This window comes from Streptomyces sp. HM190 (assembly GCF_009857135.1).
In the GTDB taxonomy this organism is placed as follows: domain Bacteria; phylum Actinomycetota; class Actinomycetes; order Streptomycetales; family Streptomycetaceae; genus Streptomyces; species Streptomyces heilongjiangensis.
Map to the genome: position 1 here is coordinate 1483917 of NZ_CP047318.1, position 15686 is coordinate 1499602.

Sequence of the window (15686 nt, forward strand, 5' to 3'; positions counted from 1 at the left end):
TGGCTTCGACCCCTCGCGGCGTGTCGCCGGGTGCCGGGGCGGGAGGGCCGACGTTCGCAGGGCGGGGGCAGAGAGAACGAGCGGAGGCCCCCGGGGTTCGAACCCCGGGGGCCTCCGTCCCACGTGCTCACACGTGAGAGCGGGTCACACCTGGACGCGGCGCTCCACCACGTCGGCGAGCTTCGCCAGTGCCTCGTCGCGCGGGATGCCGTTCTCCTGGGAGCCGTCCCGGTAGCGGAAGGACACCGTGCCCGCGTTCATGTCGTCGTCACCCACGATGATCATGAACGGCACCTTCTGCTTCTGCGCGTTCCTGATCTTCTTCTGCATGCGGTCCGAGGACGAGTCGACCTCGACGCGCAGCCCCTTCTTCTTCGCCTCCGCGGCGAAGCTCTGCAGATACTCGACGTGCGCGTCGCCGATCGGGATACCGACCGCCTGGACGGGCGCCAGCCACGCCGGGAACGCGCCCGCGTAGTGCTCCAGGAGCACCGCGAAGAAGCGCTCGATGGAACCGAACAGCGCGCGGTGGATCATGACGGGCCGCTGCTTGGAGCCGTCCGGGCCGGTGTACTCCAGGTCGAAGCGCTCGGGCAGGTTGAAGTCGAGCTGCACCGTCGACATCTGCCAGGTGCGGCCGATGGCGTCACGGGCCTGCACGGAGATCTTCGGCCCGTAGAAGGCGGCGCCGCCCGGGTCCGGCACCAGCGGGAGGCCCTGCTTCTCGGCCACCTGGCGCAGTGTCTCGGTGGCCTCCTCCCACGCCTCGTCGGAGCCGACGAACTTCTCCGGGTCCTTGGTGGACAGTTCCAGGTAGAAGTCGGTGAGGCCGTAGTCCCGCAGGAGGTTCAGGACGAAGGTGAGCGTCTTGTCGAGCTCCTCCGCCATCTGTTCGCGGGTGCAGTAGATGTGCGCGTCGTCCTGGGTGAAGCCGCGGGCCCGGGTCAGCCCGTGCACGACGCCGGACTTCTCGTACCGGTACACGGTCCCGAACTCGAAGAGGCGCAGCGGCAGTTCACGGTAGGAGCGGCCGCGCGCGTCGAAGATCAGGTTGTGCATCGGGCAGTTCATGGGTTTCAGGTAGTAGTCCACGCCCTCGTCGAGCTGCATGGGCGGGTACATGCCGTCGGCGTACCAGTCCAGGTGGCCCGAGACCTCGAAGAGCTTCCCCTTCGTGGCGTGCGGGGTGTAGACGAACTCGTAGCCCTCCTCCTCGTGGCGGCGCCGTGAGTAGTCCTCCATGACCCGGCGGACGATGCCGCCCTTGGGGTGGAAGACGGCGAGGCCCGAGCCGATCTCGTCCGGGATGGAGAAGAGGTCGAGTTCGTTGCCCAGCTTGCGGTGGTCGCGCTTCTCGGCCTCGGCGAGGAAGTCGAGGTGCGCCTTCAGCTCCTCCTTGGAGGGCCAGGCGGTGCCGTAGATGCGCTGGAGCATGGGGTTCTTCTCGCTGCCGCGCCAGTACGCGGCGGCGTTGCGCATCAGCTTGAACGCCGGGATGTTCCGGGTGGTGGGCAGGTGCGGACCGCGGCAGAGGTCCTTCCAGCACAGGTCACCGGTCTTCGCGTCGAGGTTGTCGTAGATCGTCAGCTCGCCGGAGCCGACCTCGACGTCCGCGCCGTCGTCGGAGGACGCCGAGCCCTTCAGACCGATCAGTTCCAGCTTGTACGGCTCGTCCGCGAGCTCCTCGCGGGCGGCCTCGTCGGTGACGACGCGGCGGGAGAAGCGCTGGCCGCGCTTCTGGATCTCCTGCATCTTCTTCTCGATGGCCTTGAGATCCTCGGGCGTGAACGGCTTCTCGACGTCGAAGTCGTAGTAGAACCCGTCCCGGACCGGCGGCCCGATGCCCAGCTTGGCCTCCGGGAACAGCTCCTGGACGGCCTGGGCCATGACGTGCGCGGTGGAGTGGCGCAGGATGTTCAGGCCGTCCTCGGAGGCGATGTCGACGCCCTCGACGGTCTCGCCGTCGCGTACCTCGTACGCGAGGTCCTTGAGTTCTCCGGCCACGCGGGCCGCGACGATGGCGCGCTCGCCGGCGAAGAGGTCGGCGGCCGTAGTGCCCGTCGTCACCACGCGCTCTTCCCGCTCGGAATCGCGTTGGATGATCACACGGACGTCTGACACCGGTCTCTCCTGCCTGATGGTGGTCGCGTACGCGTCCGCGTACGCAGACAGGAATCGTACCGAGCCGGGGGTGCCCTCTGCGAAACGGTTATGCCCCCGCCGGTCCCCGCGGACGGGCGGGGGCGCGGGGGCCCGTGCGTGGCCGCCGTTCGCCCCGAGGGGACCCGCCCGTCTGTGGGGGCCGTCACTCCCCTCCGCACGCCTCCTCGAAGAAGGCCGTGATCTCCGCCGTCTCCTGGAGCGACTTCATCAGGCGGTCCCGCTCCGCCTCGTCGACCTGCACGGGTGCGACGCCGCCCGCGTCGGTGAGCCGCCGGAAGCCGCCCCTGCTCTCCAGCCGTCCGCGGACCCGTACGGGGAGCCCGACGAGATGGGCGTGGCCCGCGATCCGGTACGCGTCCTCGCCCAGGGTCATGCGGACGTGCGGGACCTCGGCCCCGGCGAGGACGCGCAGCCGTACGGTGCCCTCGCCGCGCGCCGCGGACCGGCGCATCCGGACGACGACGCCGGTGAGGCGGACCGGTACGGAGGGTTCCGCGCGGAGGTAGCGGGCCCCGGCCTCGCGCAGCACGGGCAGGTCGCCGGGGGAGAACTCGACGGGTTCGGGCGGAGTCGTCCCGCCCTCGGGGACCCCGGCGGCGGGCGCCCACTGGACGGCGACACGGGCCCCCTCGGTGCCGTGCACGAGGGCGACGAGGGCCTCGGTCAGCTCATGGCTCACCCCGGCCTGCACGGCGCCGTCGAAGGCGTCCATGCGGCCGGTGGCGCGCTGGTAGTCGACGGCCTCGCGGGTGGCGTACAGGGCCTGCTGGAGGCGTACGGCGAGGGGGCGCGCGGGGGTGACGGGCACGAAGGCGGTGAGGCTGCGGCCGCCGGGCGCGGCGCCGACCAGGACGCCGTCGAGGAGGGCGGCGGCGGGCAGGCGGTGGCGGGCGCCGTGGTAGCCGGCCCGCGCGCGGGTGGCGAGGGCCGCCGCGAGGAGCATCTGGCGTGCGGCGGAACGGAGTTGGTCCTCGACGACCCAGGAGGCGGTGCCCACGGGTCCGGTCGGCACGTCCCGCCACCAGCGGATCTCGTCGCTGGGGACAGCGAGGCCGACCAGCACGTCGCGTGCGGCCGGGGACCCGCTGCGGTAGAGGGCCGTCAGCGCCTCGCCGAGCAGGTCGTCGCTGTCGGGGAAGGCCCGGTTCTCCGGGACGAGCAGGCTCGTGCCCCTGCCGCCGGGGCCGGGTGGGGTCCAGCGGCCGTAGCGTCCGGCGGCTCCGCCGCGCCGCTGCCAGCCGTGCCGGAGCAGCAGGGCGCCGAGCACGGCGGGGTCGACGCGGGCGGGGTCGGGCGGCTGGATCCGGGCGGGGTCGACGGGACGGGGCCGTACCGGGCGTAGGGGCTGGTCGTTGGGCCCGTGGGTCACGGTCTGCCTCCCGTTCCGACCCGCGACATGATCTCGCAGAGCGCTCGGTCGTCGAAGATGCGCGAGGTCGGTATGCGCACGGTCGTGCGGTGCCGGCCGGTGATCGGGTGCCCGGCGAGGTTGATCCAGTAGCAGCAGTGACGCAGGTCGAGGCGGTCGTGGCCGGCCCGCAGCCACTGCTCCCGCGACCTCGGGACGATCATCACGACGAGGATCTTGTGCACCGTCACGGGCGTGCGGGCGAGCTTCGCGAGGTGGTCGTTGTCGAGCGTGAAGGAGAAGGTGCGCCCGGAGGGGTGGGGGGCGACCTGGTAGGTGGCCTTGAGCTGCACCTTGATGGTGACCTCGTCGTCGACCGTGTGACCGGGTGAGCCATGGCTGACGTGCCAGTCGATCCCGTTGTCCGGGAAGGGCTGGGACAGGGAGCAGCCGGCCGCGGCGGCCACCGCGTGCAGATAACCCACCTGCAGTGTCTCCATGCAGGCGGTGGTGGCGAGGGAGCCGCGGTGTGGCTCCGCGTGCTCGGGCAGCAGCCCGCCCCGCTCGGGCTGCGCTATGGCCATGACCAACAGCCTTCCCCTACAGGTCCTTCCCCGTGCCGAGCCCCTGAACTGCGCAGACCCGTACTTCTGTTGTCTCCTTCCGGCGTACGGCGCAAACAGCCCGGGTATCACCAAACGGGCAGAAGACGGGGCGTCAGCCGCACCGGGCGAACGAGGAGTTGAGTACGCATGACGTGTTGGTACGAGGGGCCCTTGGCGGCGTTCGACACGGAGACCACGGGTGTGGACGTCGAGACCGACCGGATCGTGTCGGCCGCCGTCGTCGTCCAGGACGCGCCCGGCACCCGCCCGCGGGTGACCCGGTGGCTGGTGAATCCGGGGGTGCCGGTGCCGCCCGGGGCGACGGCGGTGCACGGGCTGACGGACGAGCGGTTGCAGCGCGAGGGGCGCTGGCCGTCACCGGTGATGGAGGAGATAGCCAGGGTGCTGGCCGAGCAGGCGTCACGCGGCCGGCCGCTGGTGGTGATGAACGCGCCGTTCGATCTGACGCTGCTGGACCGGGAGTTGAGGCGGCACCGCGCCTCGTCGCTCGACCAGTGGTTCGAGACGACGCCGCTGCGGGTGCTCGACCCCCGCGTCCTCGACAAGCACCTGGACCGCTACCGCAAGGGCCGCCGCACGCTGACCGATCTGTGCGCGCACTACGAGGTCGTACTGGACGGCGCGCACGACGCGGCGGCCGACGCGCAGGCGGCGATGGACGTCGTACGGGCCGTGGGGCGCCGTTTCGCCACCCGGCTGGCCCGCCTCTCCCCCGCCGAGCTGCACACGTTGCAGGCGGTGTGGCACGCGGCGCAGGCACGCGGTCTGCAGGCGTGGTTCGCGCGCAGCGGCTCGGAGGAGGCGGTGGATCCGGCGTGGCCCCTGCGTCCGGGGCTGGCCGCGGCGGCGTGAGCGGCAGAAGCAGCGGCGGAGGACGCGCGGGCGTCGCGGCACAGCGAAGAACCGGCCCGACTCTGTCGGACCGGTTCTCTTCCGGGTGGGCGATACTGGGTTCGAACCAGTGACCTCTTCGGTGTGAACGAAGCGCTCTCCCACTGAGCTAATCGCCCGGGAACGCACTGAACAATACAGGTCCCGACGGCTCTGGTTCAAACCGCTCGGCCGTCGGCCGCGAGGTACGCGGCGAGCCCTCGGCGTCCCGCCCGCATCATCAGCGCGTGGTTGGCGCGGAACAGGGGTCGGCAGGGCACCGCGAGCCGTCTCATGAGGGGCTTGGTGACGTCGACCTCCTGGTCGTAGCGGGCGAGGGTGCCGGTCTTGTCGGCGGTGAGCGTCCAGCGGGCCCAGCCGTCGAGGTCCCCGCTCATCTCGATCTCCAGGATCCCGGTGGCCGGATCCCGTCGTACCGCGCGTGCGGTGAGGACGAGGTCGTACGGCAGGACCGAGCGGATGCGGAGCGTGCCGCTGGTGCCGTCGGCCGGGACGACTTCCCGTACCTGGGGCCACCAGCGCGGATAGTCCTCGGCCCGCTGGAGCGCGTCGAACACGGCGGCGGTCGGAGTGGGCAGGGCCCAGCGGCTGCGGAAGCGGTAGTGGCACCAGTCCATGCCGGGATTGTGCCCGTCGGCGGGCGCCGTACCGGAGACGCGGTGGCTGGATCTGAGTACCGCCCTGAGTACGTGCGCTCATGCTGTCGTGGCGCGACGTCGACCACACTGCGGAACATGACGCATTTTCCGTCCCCGGCCGAGGAGTTGCGCCTCCTCGACACCGAGCTGCGGCAGCTCGACGCCCGCCGCGCCGTTCTGTTGAACCGCCGCGCCTGGCTGGTCAACGCGCTGTACGCCCAGGCCGCCGGGCAGTCCCACCCGTCCGCGCGTCCGACGGCCCGGGATCCCGAGGCGACGGCGCCCGGTGTCCAGAACGTGCTGCTGATCCTCGGTGGTGTCCTGCTGACCGTCGCGGCGCTCGCGTTCACGCTGGTCAGCTGGGGACACCTGGGGATCGCCGGCCGTTCGCTGGTCCTCGGCGGCGTCACCCTCACCGCCCTCGCCACACCCGTGGCGCTCCTGCGCCGAGGGCTGCGCTCCACCGCGGAGGCGGTGGCCGGCCTCGGCATGGCCCTGACCGTGCTCGACGCGTACGCCCTGCACGAGGTCGCCCTCCCGGGAACCGACGGTACGGGGTTCGCGGCGGCCGCGTCGGCGGTGCTGGCGGCGACCTGGGCGGCGTACGGCCTGGCCGTGGGCAGAACGGCCCCGCAGGCCGTCGGCGACTCGCGGGACCGTGCGTCCGCGGGTGATGCCGAGGGCAGCCCTTCCGCGGACGCCGGGGCGGGGCGTGCGCGTGTCGCCCTGCGTCTGCCCTTGCCCTTCGCCCTGGTCGCCGCGCAACTTCCGCTGCTGCTGTGGGTGTCGGCGCTGGGCGCGGGCGTGGAGACGGTCACGGCCGTGGTGCTGGTGACGGCCGCGGCCGACAGCGCGGTCGCGCTCCGGGCGCGGGTGACGCCGGTCCGGGTCGTCGCCCTGGTGGGCGCGTTCGGCTGGGGTGCCTGGGGTGTTCTGGCGGCAGGCTGGCTCTCGTGGGCCGCCACGGGCCCGGGCTCCGCCGCCCGTGCGGCGGCGCTCCTCGCCCTGGCCGCCGCGACCGCGCTGGCCGTCGCCCGGCTGTCCCCGCGGCCGGGCCCGGCTCTCGGTACGGCGCTGACCGGCGGCCTGCTCGCGGTCGCGGCGCTCGGCGGGGTCCTGCGCGCCGTGCTGCCGGACGTGTGGACGGTGCCCGGCTACCTGCTGTGCGGCGTCGCCCTGTTGGCGGTCGTCCGGACCGGCCTGCCCGACGCGGTACGGCGTGGTCTCGTCCTGTCCTCCGTGGTGGTCCAGGCCGTCGCCGTGGTCACCGCGCTCCCGGCGGTCGCCGTCACCCTGCTGGGCCCGGTCGGCTGGGTCGAGCACCTCTGGTCCGGTACGCCGGCCGACGCCCGTGCCGCCGTGACGGTGGGCGCGCCCTGGCCGCCGCTCACCGCGACGGTCCCCCTCGTCCTGACCGTGGTCGCCGGGGCGTCGGCCCTGGCCGGGCGGACGGCCGCGTGGCGGACCCCCGCCCTGGTCGGCGCACTCGTCCTGGGCTGGGCGACGGCCCTGGTGGTCCCGGCGGTGCTGGAGATCCCCTACCCGGCCGGGCTGTCGGCCCAGGGAGCCGTGGTGGTGGCCCTGCTGGTGGTGGCAGCGCGGGTGCGGCCCGCGTCCGGCCCGGGTCTGCGGGTTCCGCTGTCCCTCACCGCCGTCCTGCTGGCCCTCGTCACCTCGGTGCACCTGGCGCTGGCGGCGCTCGCGGCCGAAGCCGCGACGCTCACCGTGCTCGCCGGTGCCGCGGCCCTGTTCGCCCTGGCTGCCTGGCGCACCGACCTCGGCCCGCTCACCGCGCCCGCCGCGCTCGTCCACGGCACCGCCCTGACCTGCGCGGTCGGCGCGTCCGCCGACTGGGAGACGGCGCACACCGCCCTGCTGGTCCTGGTGGTACCGGCCGTGGCCGCCCTGGTCGCGGCGCGGCTCGGCGCCTCCCCCGCGACCGTTCCGGTCGAGGTGACCGGAGCCGCGGCGGGTCTGGCGGCCATCGCCCTCTCCGTCACCGACGCGCCGATGCTGGCCCTGACCCTCGCGCTCTGCGGGGTCGTCGCGGCGGGCACCGCCGTCCGCCCGGACCGGCGGAACGTCGGCTACGCGGCGGCAGCGCTCCTGGTGCTGGCGAGCTGGGTGCGGCTGGCCGCCTGGGAGGTCGGGTCCCCGGAGGCGTACACGCTCCCGGTGACCGTCCTGGCGCTGGCCGTCGGCCTCCTGCGGCGACGCCGTGACCCGGCGGCCTCGTCCTGGACGGCGTACGGTCCGGGCCTCGCGGCCACCTTCCTGCCGAGCCTCGCGGCGGCCTGGGGCGACGCGCACTGGCTGCGCCCGCTGCTGCTCGGCACGGCGGCGCTGGCCGTCACCCTCGTCGGGGCCCGCCACCGTCTCCAGGCCCCGCTCCTGCTGGGTGGTGCCACCCTCACGCTGGTGACCCTGCACGAACTGGCTCCGTACATCGCCCAGGTGGTCGACGCCCTCCCCCGCTGGGCGCCTCCGGCCCTGGCCGGCCTGGTCCTGCTGGCGGCGGGCGCCACCTACGAGCAGCGCCTGCGCGACGCGCGCCGGGTGCGGGACGTCTTCGGGAAGATGACCTGACGGTCCCCAAGTCCCCGCGCCCTCCTCAGGGGCGCGGGGAACTGCGCGCCCGGCCAGAGCGGACCCGCAGCTCCCCACCTCCGTGACGCCCTCTGTTCCCTCAGCGGAGCGTCACGGCATCTTGTCGCCGACGAGCGCCAGGTTCTGAATGGCGGCCAGTCCGTACAGCGCGGTCGCGTTGGTGGACACCCACGCGGCCTCGCTGCCGGGGACGAGCCCGGTCGGGCCCTCGACCTTCTTCGTGGACCAGTCGGTGGACTCCTTGTAGTCCCAGGTGTCGGCGCTGTTGTAGAACTGCCGCCAGGCGCGGGCGGCGAGTTTGTCGTCGCCCAACTGCACGGCCGCGTAGGCGTCCTGCCGCGAGTGCCCCTGGAAGAGCAGCAGCGTCCCGAAGTTGGAGCCGTAGCGGGCGGCCTGCTCGGCCTTCGTGGCGTTGAAGTAGCGGCAGTAGTCCAGCCATGCCTCCTTGAACTTCGGCATGTCGATCTGGTCGATGAGTTCCGCGCACATCTCGACCAGGCCGAACATCGCCGACAGGTGCGACACCCCGACGACGGGCTTGTCCGCGACGGCGAACTTCCCCGTGTCCAGGTCGTACAGCCCGGTGCCCTGGACGAAGCCGTTGGGCTGCGCGGCGATGGTCTCCATGGTCGACAGCACGCGTGCCTTGGCCTTCTCCCACTTGGGGCCGCGCCGCTCCCACTCGGTCAGCCACGCGGAGACCAGGCCCGACCAGTCCGTGCCGAAGCCGATCGACAGGGCGTTGCGGTCGGGTGTGTACGGCTCGGTGCGGATCTTGCGGATGGGGTCGAGGACGAGGAACGTCTCGTCGGAGTCGACGTTGGCGTGCATGAGGTCGCCGACGCGTTCGTCGGCGGTGAGGAAGTAGTAGTAGCGGCGGTAGGTGGTGTTGGCGATGCGCTGCTGCTTGGCGCTGTCGGCGTAGTGCTGGACGCCGTGCCGGGTGCCGAGACCGGCCCACTTGCCGAGGTGGTAGACGTCGACCTCGCCGGTGTGGCGGGTCATGGCCTCGGCGAAGCGGAAGATGTCGGCGCGGCCGGATCGCATGTACGCGAACCACAGCCACAGGTCGGGCGAGAGCTCGGAGTTGTCCCAGGCGTAGCCGCCGACGTCGTAGCACCACTGGTGACGGCTCGGGTCGTAGCTGTGCATGATGTCGCCGTAGTCCCAGAAGCCGTACCAACGGCGCATCTCCACCTGGTCCTTGTAGTAGGTGAAGAGGAAGTCGAGGTGGTCCTCGATCTTCGCCTTGGCGGCGGTGGAGCGGTCCGGCTGGGAGAACAGCTTGCCGAAGACACCGGCCTTGATGAGCTGCTTGGGCGGCGCGGCAAGCTGCGGGGGCGTGCGGACCGCCTCCACCTGCCGGGCCATGTCGTCGGCGGCGGGCGTCGACTCGTGGGCCCAGAAAAGGAGTTCGCTGGTGCGGGCGATGCCGTAGGGGGTGCCGAAGCCGGGCTCGTAGTCCTCGTAGGTGATGTTGAGACCTTCGAGCTGCTCGGGGTAGGTGTCCTGGCCCATGCCGTCGTGGTAGAAGCGCAGGTCCATGGGCTGCGCCTCGGGGGACCAGAGCCACATGGTGACCTCGGCCTCGTCGGTGTGGGCGTCCCGGATGTCGAGCTGCGCGGGGAACTTCTCCCAGAAGTCCCGGAGTCCCACGGCGAATCCCCCGCTCGCCCCGCCGACGTACGCGAAGCCGCTCGCCCGCCGGCCGCCGCCCGCCGGGATCCAGCCGTGCCCCTTCTTCGTCCGCTTGCGGACGGAGAAGCCGTCGGCGGAGAGCTGGGAGAGCGTGTAGTCGCCCCACTCGGGGATGTACTGCAGGCGTGTGGTGACCCGCTGGTCCCAGGTCGACGGGTCCGGCAGCTTCTTCCCCTCGAACTGTGCGGTGCGCACGGCGGAGCCGGGGTCGCGGCGCAGTCCGGTGACGCCCTTGACGGCCTCGCGGAGCAGACCGGTGCCCTCGCCGCCGATGCGGATGTGCCGGTCGTAGGCGGCGTCGCGCATCGGGACCTTGAAGCGGACGCCGATGCCGCGGATGAAGTCGCCGCTCGCCTTCCCGGGCTCCTGGGTCCCGTCGAAGGTGATGGTGTGGACCATGCGGAACGATTCAGCGCCGGCGTAGAAGTAGAGGCGGATCGAGAAGGGCAGCCAGCTGCGGCCGCCCTTGCGGTGCTTGCCGTCGACGCGGACCACGGCGCGGACGGGACCCTCCTGCTCGACCTCGACCTCGTCGATGACGCTCTCGAAACGCTCGTACTTCACCGTGCCCTGGTCGCCGTCCTCGATCTCGGGCTGGCGCAGCAGGACGAGGCGGCCGCTGCGGGCGACCTCGGTGGAGCCGCGCAGCACCGACTTGACGAGGGTGGAGCCGCTCTTGCCGATCCTCGCGGTGATGACGCCGGTCGACACGTCGATCGTGCCGCCGCGCTGGTCGACGGTGACCTTCTTCGCCGGGGCGGCGGGAGTGCCCGCGGTCAGGGTGAGCTTGCCGGAGCCGGCGCCCGCGCCGACCGCGTGGGCGGTCCACTTCAGGGAGCCGTCGGGCCAGTAGCCGATGGGCCAGGACTGGACGGGGATGTCCTTGCCGTCCTCGTCCTTCAGGGAGAACGACTGTTCCTTCTCGTACGCGCCCTTCGGCCAGGGAACACCCACGGTGGAGCCGGGCGCGGCGCCGAGGCCGCCGTCCTCCAGCCAGTCCAGGGTGACCGGGTCCGCCTCGGCGGCCTCGGCTCTCGGTGCCGCCTGGGCGGCCGTACTCCCTAGCGCCCAGCTGAACTGCGTGGCGGCTCCGGCGACGGCGGCCGCCTTGAGCAGGGACCTGCGGTCGATGGGGGACATGGCCTTTCCTTTCCGTACGGGGGTCTTGCGTGCGGGGTGGTCAGGGGCATGACAGAGAGAGGTGCGGCGCCGGGGGCGCCGACCTGGTGCGAGGCACCGCGGCCGGTCAGCGGCGGCGCCGGTACCGCTCCTCCACGGCGAGGGCCGCCGCGGCGACGGCCCCGAGGACCGGAACGGCCAGCGGGGCGGTGAACCAGGCGGAGCAGGCGACCACGGCAAGTCCGCCGACGACGAGGAAGGACCCGGCGGGGTCGAGCACCGTCCGGCGCCCGGCCGCCCCCAGCAGGGCCCGCCAGGCGGCACCGGGCTCCCAGACCGCCGCCGCGCGCAGCATCGTGACGGCGGCGCCGATCAGGGCGAGGACGCCGACGGCGCCGACCAGCGGCCCGCCCGGGATGCCGGCGCGCACGGCCTGGACGTCGACCCACACCGCCGCGAGCGCGGCCCAGCCGGCGAGCCCGACGAGCCACCCGCCGCGCAGCGCCGCCCGGAAGTCCACCACGAACTCGCGCAGTCCGCCGCCCACGTGGGCGGTACGGCGGCGGAGATGCCGGGAACCGGCGGCGAACGCCGCCGGGTACGTCACGAGCGGCAGCGCGGCCACCGCGATCCACACCCCGGCGAGCAGGCACTCGGCGAACAGCGCGAACCGTTCGGCGAGCGGCGACTCCCCTCGGGGCTTCGCGGTCCCCACCCGGGCCTGGGCCATGATCCGTTTCACCTCAGCCCTTCAGGCCGGACGTGGCCATGCCGTCGATGAGATAGCGCTGGAAGGCGAGGAAGAAGGCGAGCACCGGCAGCAGGGCCACCAGCGACATCGCGATCATGCCTCCGTAGTTGGCCACGGCGTCCTGGTCCACGAACATCTTCAGACCGAGCGAGACGGTGTACTTCTCGGGGTCGTTCAGATAGATCAGCGGGCCCATGAAGTCGTTCCAGGCGTTGATGAAGGTGAAGATCGCGCTGGTGATGAGGGCGGGCCGGGACAGCGGCAGCACGATCGACCAGTAGATCCGGAAGTGCCCGCAGCCGTCGAGCCGGGCGGCCTCGTCGAGTTCGCGGGGCAGGTTCCGCATGAACTGCACCATCAGGAAGACGAAGAACGCCTCAGTCGCCAGGTACTTCGGCAGCAGCAGCGGAGTGTTGGTGTTGATCATGTCCATGTTGCGGAACAGCACGTACTGCGGGATGAGCAGCACGTGGTAAGGCAGCAGGAGCGTGCCGATCATCAGCGTGAACAGCAGGTTCCGGCCCGCGAACTTGATCTTCGCGAAGGCGTACGCGGTCAGCGAGCAGGACACCAGGATCCCGATCACCGAACCCACCGCGAGCGTGAGCGAGTTCACGAAGAACGTGGAGATGGGGATGTCGGCGATGCCGTCGGAGAGCCGTGTGTAGTTGGAGATGATCGGGTCGCTCGGGAAGAGGTCCAGGCTGCCGACGATGTCGTCGCTCTTCTTGAACGAGCCCCCCACGACCCAGATCACCGGGTAGAGGATCACCGCGAGGATCAGCAGGGACCCGATGTGCCAGGCGAGGGAGCCGGGCAGCCTGCGCCGGAGGGCGCCGCCCTTCACCGTGGGCGCCGGGGTGATCTCGGTGGCCTGTGCACTCATCAGGCACCCTCCTCGTAGTGCACCCAGCGCTTCTGGGACCAGAACAGCACCGCCGTCACCAGGGCGACCGCGACGAGCAGCACCCAGGCCATGGCGGAGGCCAGGCCCATCCGGCTGTTCTCGAAGCCCTGGACGTACAGATAACAGGTGTAGACCATCGAACCGTCGGCCGGACCGCAGGCGTTGCCGCCGGCACCGCCGCCGACGATGTACGCCGAGCTGAAGATCTGGAAGGAGTGGATCGTCTCCAGCAGGACGTTGAAGAACAGGACCGGGGAAATCATCGGCAGGGTGATGTTCCAGAACCGGCGGAACGTCCCCGCCCCGTCGACCTCGGCCGCCTCGTACAGCTCGCGCGGGACCTGCTTGAGACCGGCGAGGAAGATCACCATCGGAGCGCCGAACTGCCAGACGGTGAGCGCCACGAGGCTGTAGATGATCAGGTCCGGGTCACCGGTCCAGCCGCCGACGTCGATCCCGAACAGCTTCTGCGTACGGTCGACGATGGCGTCGTCAGAGAAGATCGCCTTCCACACGATCGCGATGGAGACGCTCGCGCCGATCAGCGACGGCGCGTAGAAGGCGGCCCGGTAGAACGCCTGACCGCGCCGCTTCTGGGCGAGCAGCAGCGCCACCCCGAGGGCGGCGATCAGCTTGATCGGCGTGCCGACGGCGACGTACCAGAGCGTCACCTTCACCGAGTTCTGCCAGCGCGGATCGGCGAACATCTCGGAGAAGTTGTCGAGGCCGATCCAGCGTGGCGCGTCGAACAGGTTGTAGTCGGTGAAGGCGAAGTAGAGCGAGGCGACCATCGGGCCCGCTGTCAGCAGCAGGAACCCGGCGATCCACGGCGACATGAAGAGGTAGCCGGCCAGGGTCTCCCGGCGGCCCCGCCGCTTGAGGGCGGCGGGGCGGGGAGACTTGGCCGGACGGTGCCGCGGCTCGGAGTCCTTGGTCAGGTCCTCCGTCGCAGGGGCGTGTGTCACGGCGGTTCCCATCAGCTGCCGAGAGCCGTCTTCGACTCGGTGAAGAACTGCTTGACGGCGTCGTCGACCGACCGCTTGCCCAGCGCGAGCTCCTCGGCGATGCGCATGAACCCGGCCTCGCAGATGTCCGCGCCGTTCGGGTGCGGGGTGATGGGCTCCAGGACACCGGCCGCGACGAGGGACTCCTCGTACTCGGCGATGGCCTTGTTGACCGGGTCGGTCGGCTTGAACGCGTCGTACTGGGCCTGTGTGGCGGGCACACCCCGGTCGTAGCCCATGATCTTGGCGACCTCGGGCTCGTGCACCATGAAGTTGATGAACTGCGCGACTTCCTTGGGGTGCTGGGTGCGCCTGGACGCGCTGAGCATGAGGGAGCCCAGGTACTGGCCGGTCTTCTTGCCGTCGGTGGTCGGGATGGGGGCCAGACCGTACTCGCTCTTGCCCTCGGAGGTGTAGCGGACGGTGAAGTTGTCCCAGGTGAACTCACCCGCGGCGAGTTCCGCGGCGACCGCCGACTTGGGCTTGGTCTGGGCGACCTTCTTGGGGTCGGCGTAGATGCCCTGCTTGATGCCCTTCTCCGCCTTCGTCCACCACTCCTTGAGGTCCGCCTCGGTGAAGCCGAGCCCGTCCTCGGTGAAGAACGCCTTGCCGTTCTGGCGCAGGTAGAGGTCGTAGAGGTACATGACGCCGTACATGCCGCTGTCGCCGGCCCGCCCCGCCTTGTCGCGGATCTTCTTCATCGCCGCGTCGAAGTCGTCCCAGGTCCAGCCCTGTTCCGGCTTGACCCCGGACTTGGTGTAGACGGGCTTGTCGATCACCAGGGCCATCGAGTTGGAGCCCACGGGGATACCGAGCAGCTTCCCGTCGACCTCGCCGAACTTCTCCAGGCCCGCCCGGAAGCCGTCCAGGGAGAGGTTGCCCGCCTCGACCTGTGCGTTGAGATCGAGCAGCACGTTCTTCGCATCGTATTTCCGCAGAAAACCGATGGCATTCTGGAAGACGTCCGGCGGATTTCCACCGGAGGCCTGCGTGTTGAACTTCTTCCAGAAGTCCGGATAGACCTGGAAGTCGGTCTTCACCTTGATCTTCGGGTACTTCTTCTCGAAAAGCGCGATGGTCTTCTTGATGCGCTCCGCCCGGTCCTCGGCACCCCACCAGGCGTAACGGATCGTCACCGTCCCGTCCCCCGACCCGCTGCCGCCGCCGCAGGCCGTGGCCGTCGCTCCGAGCCCCGCGACGGCCAGTGAGGCTCCGGCCGCCTTGAGGACAGTCCGCCTCTCAACATTCTTGTCCTGGTGCATGGTCAGGCCTCCCCGCGACGTTGCGTCCGCCTCATGAATCGTTTCAAGTAAGCGCTTGCTGGCACAAGGTACGGAGCCCCTCAGGAGACGTCAATGATTCGGACAGGAATTGATGGAAAGCGGAGGGGACGCCGCGCGCGGTCACACGGCCGCGCGGATGACCGGCCGTCAAGTAAACCTGCAGGTGGGAGAGTTATGTCCGACCCGCCGAACGCTGGACAGGCCGTTGGCCGGAGCCTCGGCGAGACCGAAAGGAGTCAGGTCCCGCCGCACGGCGCGAGGCGGACCCGCACCATCCGGCTCCGGAGACTGACTCTGAGTGAGGGCCTTCGGGTGGGTGTCGGCGACAGGGGCGAGGGGTGACGAGGGGTCGAAAATGGCCACATGCAGACGCACAGGGGAGGACTGAGGGTGGGGCGGGGCCAGGACCTCGGGGTAGGCGAGGACCTTGAGGTGGGGGTGCGCGGAGCTGCGGTGGGGGCCGAGGGGAGGGCGACGGACGGGCGGGGCAGGCGGGGGGATGACAGCAAGGGTGGGGGTCTTGGCGTGGGATTGTTCGGGGCGGACGAGGGCGGGCGGCAGGTGAATGCGGACTGCTTGACACGACTCCGAGCAGGGGGTTCATGGGAGCCGGCCAGCAGACTGCGGGTGCTTCCGGGGGACGGGACACGT

General features: G+C 71.2%; 11 protein-coding genes and 1 tRNA gene. 2 read left to right on the forward strand and 10 right to left on the reverse strand.

Annotated elements, in window-relative coordinates; all coding sequences use genetic code 11:
* Positions 1-144: 144 nt before the first annotated feature.
* The 3 genes from thrS to GSY65_RS05940 all read right to left on the reverse strand — a co-directional run bounded on the left by thrS (position 145) and on the right by GSY65_RS05940 (position 4095).
* Entirely contained in the window at positions 145-2121 is a 1977-nt protein-coding gene (thrS, locus tag GSY65_RS05930) for a threonine--tRNA ligase (protein ID WP_159766312.1), read from the reverse strand.
* Between the two features lie 184 nt (positions 2122-2305).
* The gene (locus GSY65_RS05935; protein ID WP_159766313.1) at positions 2306-3532 is read right to left on the reverse strand and encodes a hypothetical protein; all 1227 of its coding nucleotides are present in this window, start codon (positions 3530-3532) and stop codon (positions 2306-2308) included.
* Complete coding sequence (locus tag GSY65_RS05940; protein WP_159766314.1) at positions 3529-4095, reverse strand: DUF4365 domain-containing protein; 567 nt, start codon at positions 4093-4095, stop codon at positions 3529-3531. The genes GSY65_RS05935 and GSY65_RS05940 overlap by 4 nt, the downstream gene beginning before the upstream one ends.
* Positions 4096-4263: 168 nt before the next feature.
* On the opposite strand from GSY65_RS05940, the gene GSY65_RS05945 reads away from it, so the two are divergent.
* Positions 4264-4989 (forward strand): 3'-5' exonuclease, encoded by a 726-nt coding sequence (locus GSY65_RS05945; protein WP_159766315.1) that lies wholly within the window; start codon positions 4264-4266, stop codon positions 4987-4989.
* Positions 4990-5075: 86 nt separating this feature from the next.
* Here the strand turns inward: GSY65_RS05945 and GSY65_RS05950 are convergent.
* Positions 5076-5147: transfer RNA gene (locus tag GSY65_RS05950), tRNA-Val, on the reverse strand.
* Between the two features lie 39 nt (positions 5148-5186).
* Positions 5187-5645, reverse strand: a complete 459-nt coding sequence (locus tag GSY65_RS05955) for an SRPBCC family protein (protein ID WP_159766316.1) — start codon at positions 5643-5645, stop codon at positions 5187-5189.
* 117 nt (positions 5646-5762) lie between these two features.
* On the opposite strand from GSY65_RS05955, the gene GSY65_RS05960 reads away from it, so the two are divergent.
* Positions 5763-8252 carry an SCO7613 C-terminal domain-containing membrane protein gene (locus tag GSY65_RS05960; RefSeq protein ID WP_159766317.1) on the forward strand — a complete coding sequence of 830 codons (2490 nt, stop codon included), beginning with the start codon at positions 5763-5765 and terminating at the stop codon, positions 8250-8252.
* 111 nt (positions 8253-8363) lie between these two features.
* Here GSY65_RS05960 and GSY65_RS05965 read toward each other — a convergent pair whose 3' ends face one another.
* From GSY65_RS05965 to GSY65_RS05985, 5 genes are all read right to left on the reverse strand, one after another.
* Positions 8364-11111 carry an exo-rhamnogalacturonan lyase family protein gene (locus GSY65_RS05965; protein ID WP_159766318.1) on the reverse strand — a complete coding sequence of 916 codons (2748 nt, stop codon included), beginning with the start codon at positions 11109-11111 and terminating at the stop codon, positions 8364-8366.
* Between the two features lie 106 nt (positions 11112-11217).
* Positions 11218-11820, reverse strand: a complete 603-nt coding sequence (locus GSY65_RS05970; protein WP_159766319.1) for a hypothetical protein — start codon at positions 11818-11820, stop codon at positions 11218-11220.
* A 13-nt stretch (positions 11821-11833) separates the two neighbouring features.
* Positions 11834-12727 (reverse strand): carbohydrate ABC transporter permease, encoded by an 894-nt coding sequence (locus GSY65_RS05975; protein WP_159766320.1) that lies wholly within the window; start codon positions 12725-12727, stop codon positions 11834-11836.
* On the reverse strand, positions 12727-13725 hold the full coding sequence (locus tag GSY65_RS05980; protein WP_201452457.1) for a carbohydrate ABC transporter permease: 999 nt from the start codon (positions 13723-13725) through the stop codon (positions 12727-12729). Before GSY65_RS05980 ends, GSY65_RS05975 begins: the two co-directional genes overlap by 1 nt.
* On the reverse strand, positions 13725-15014 hold the full coding sequence (locus GSY65_RS05985; protein WP_159766322.1) for an ABC transporter substrate-binding protein: 1290 nt from the start codon (positions 15012-15014) through the stop codon (positions 13725-13727). The genes GSY65_RS05980 and GSY65_RS05985 overlap by 1 nt, the downstream gene beginning before the upstream one ends.
* Positions 15015-15686 lie beyond the last annotated feature (672 nt).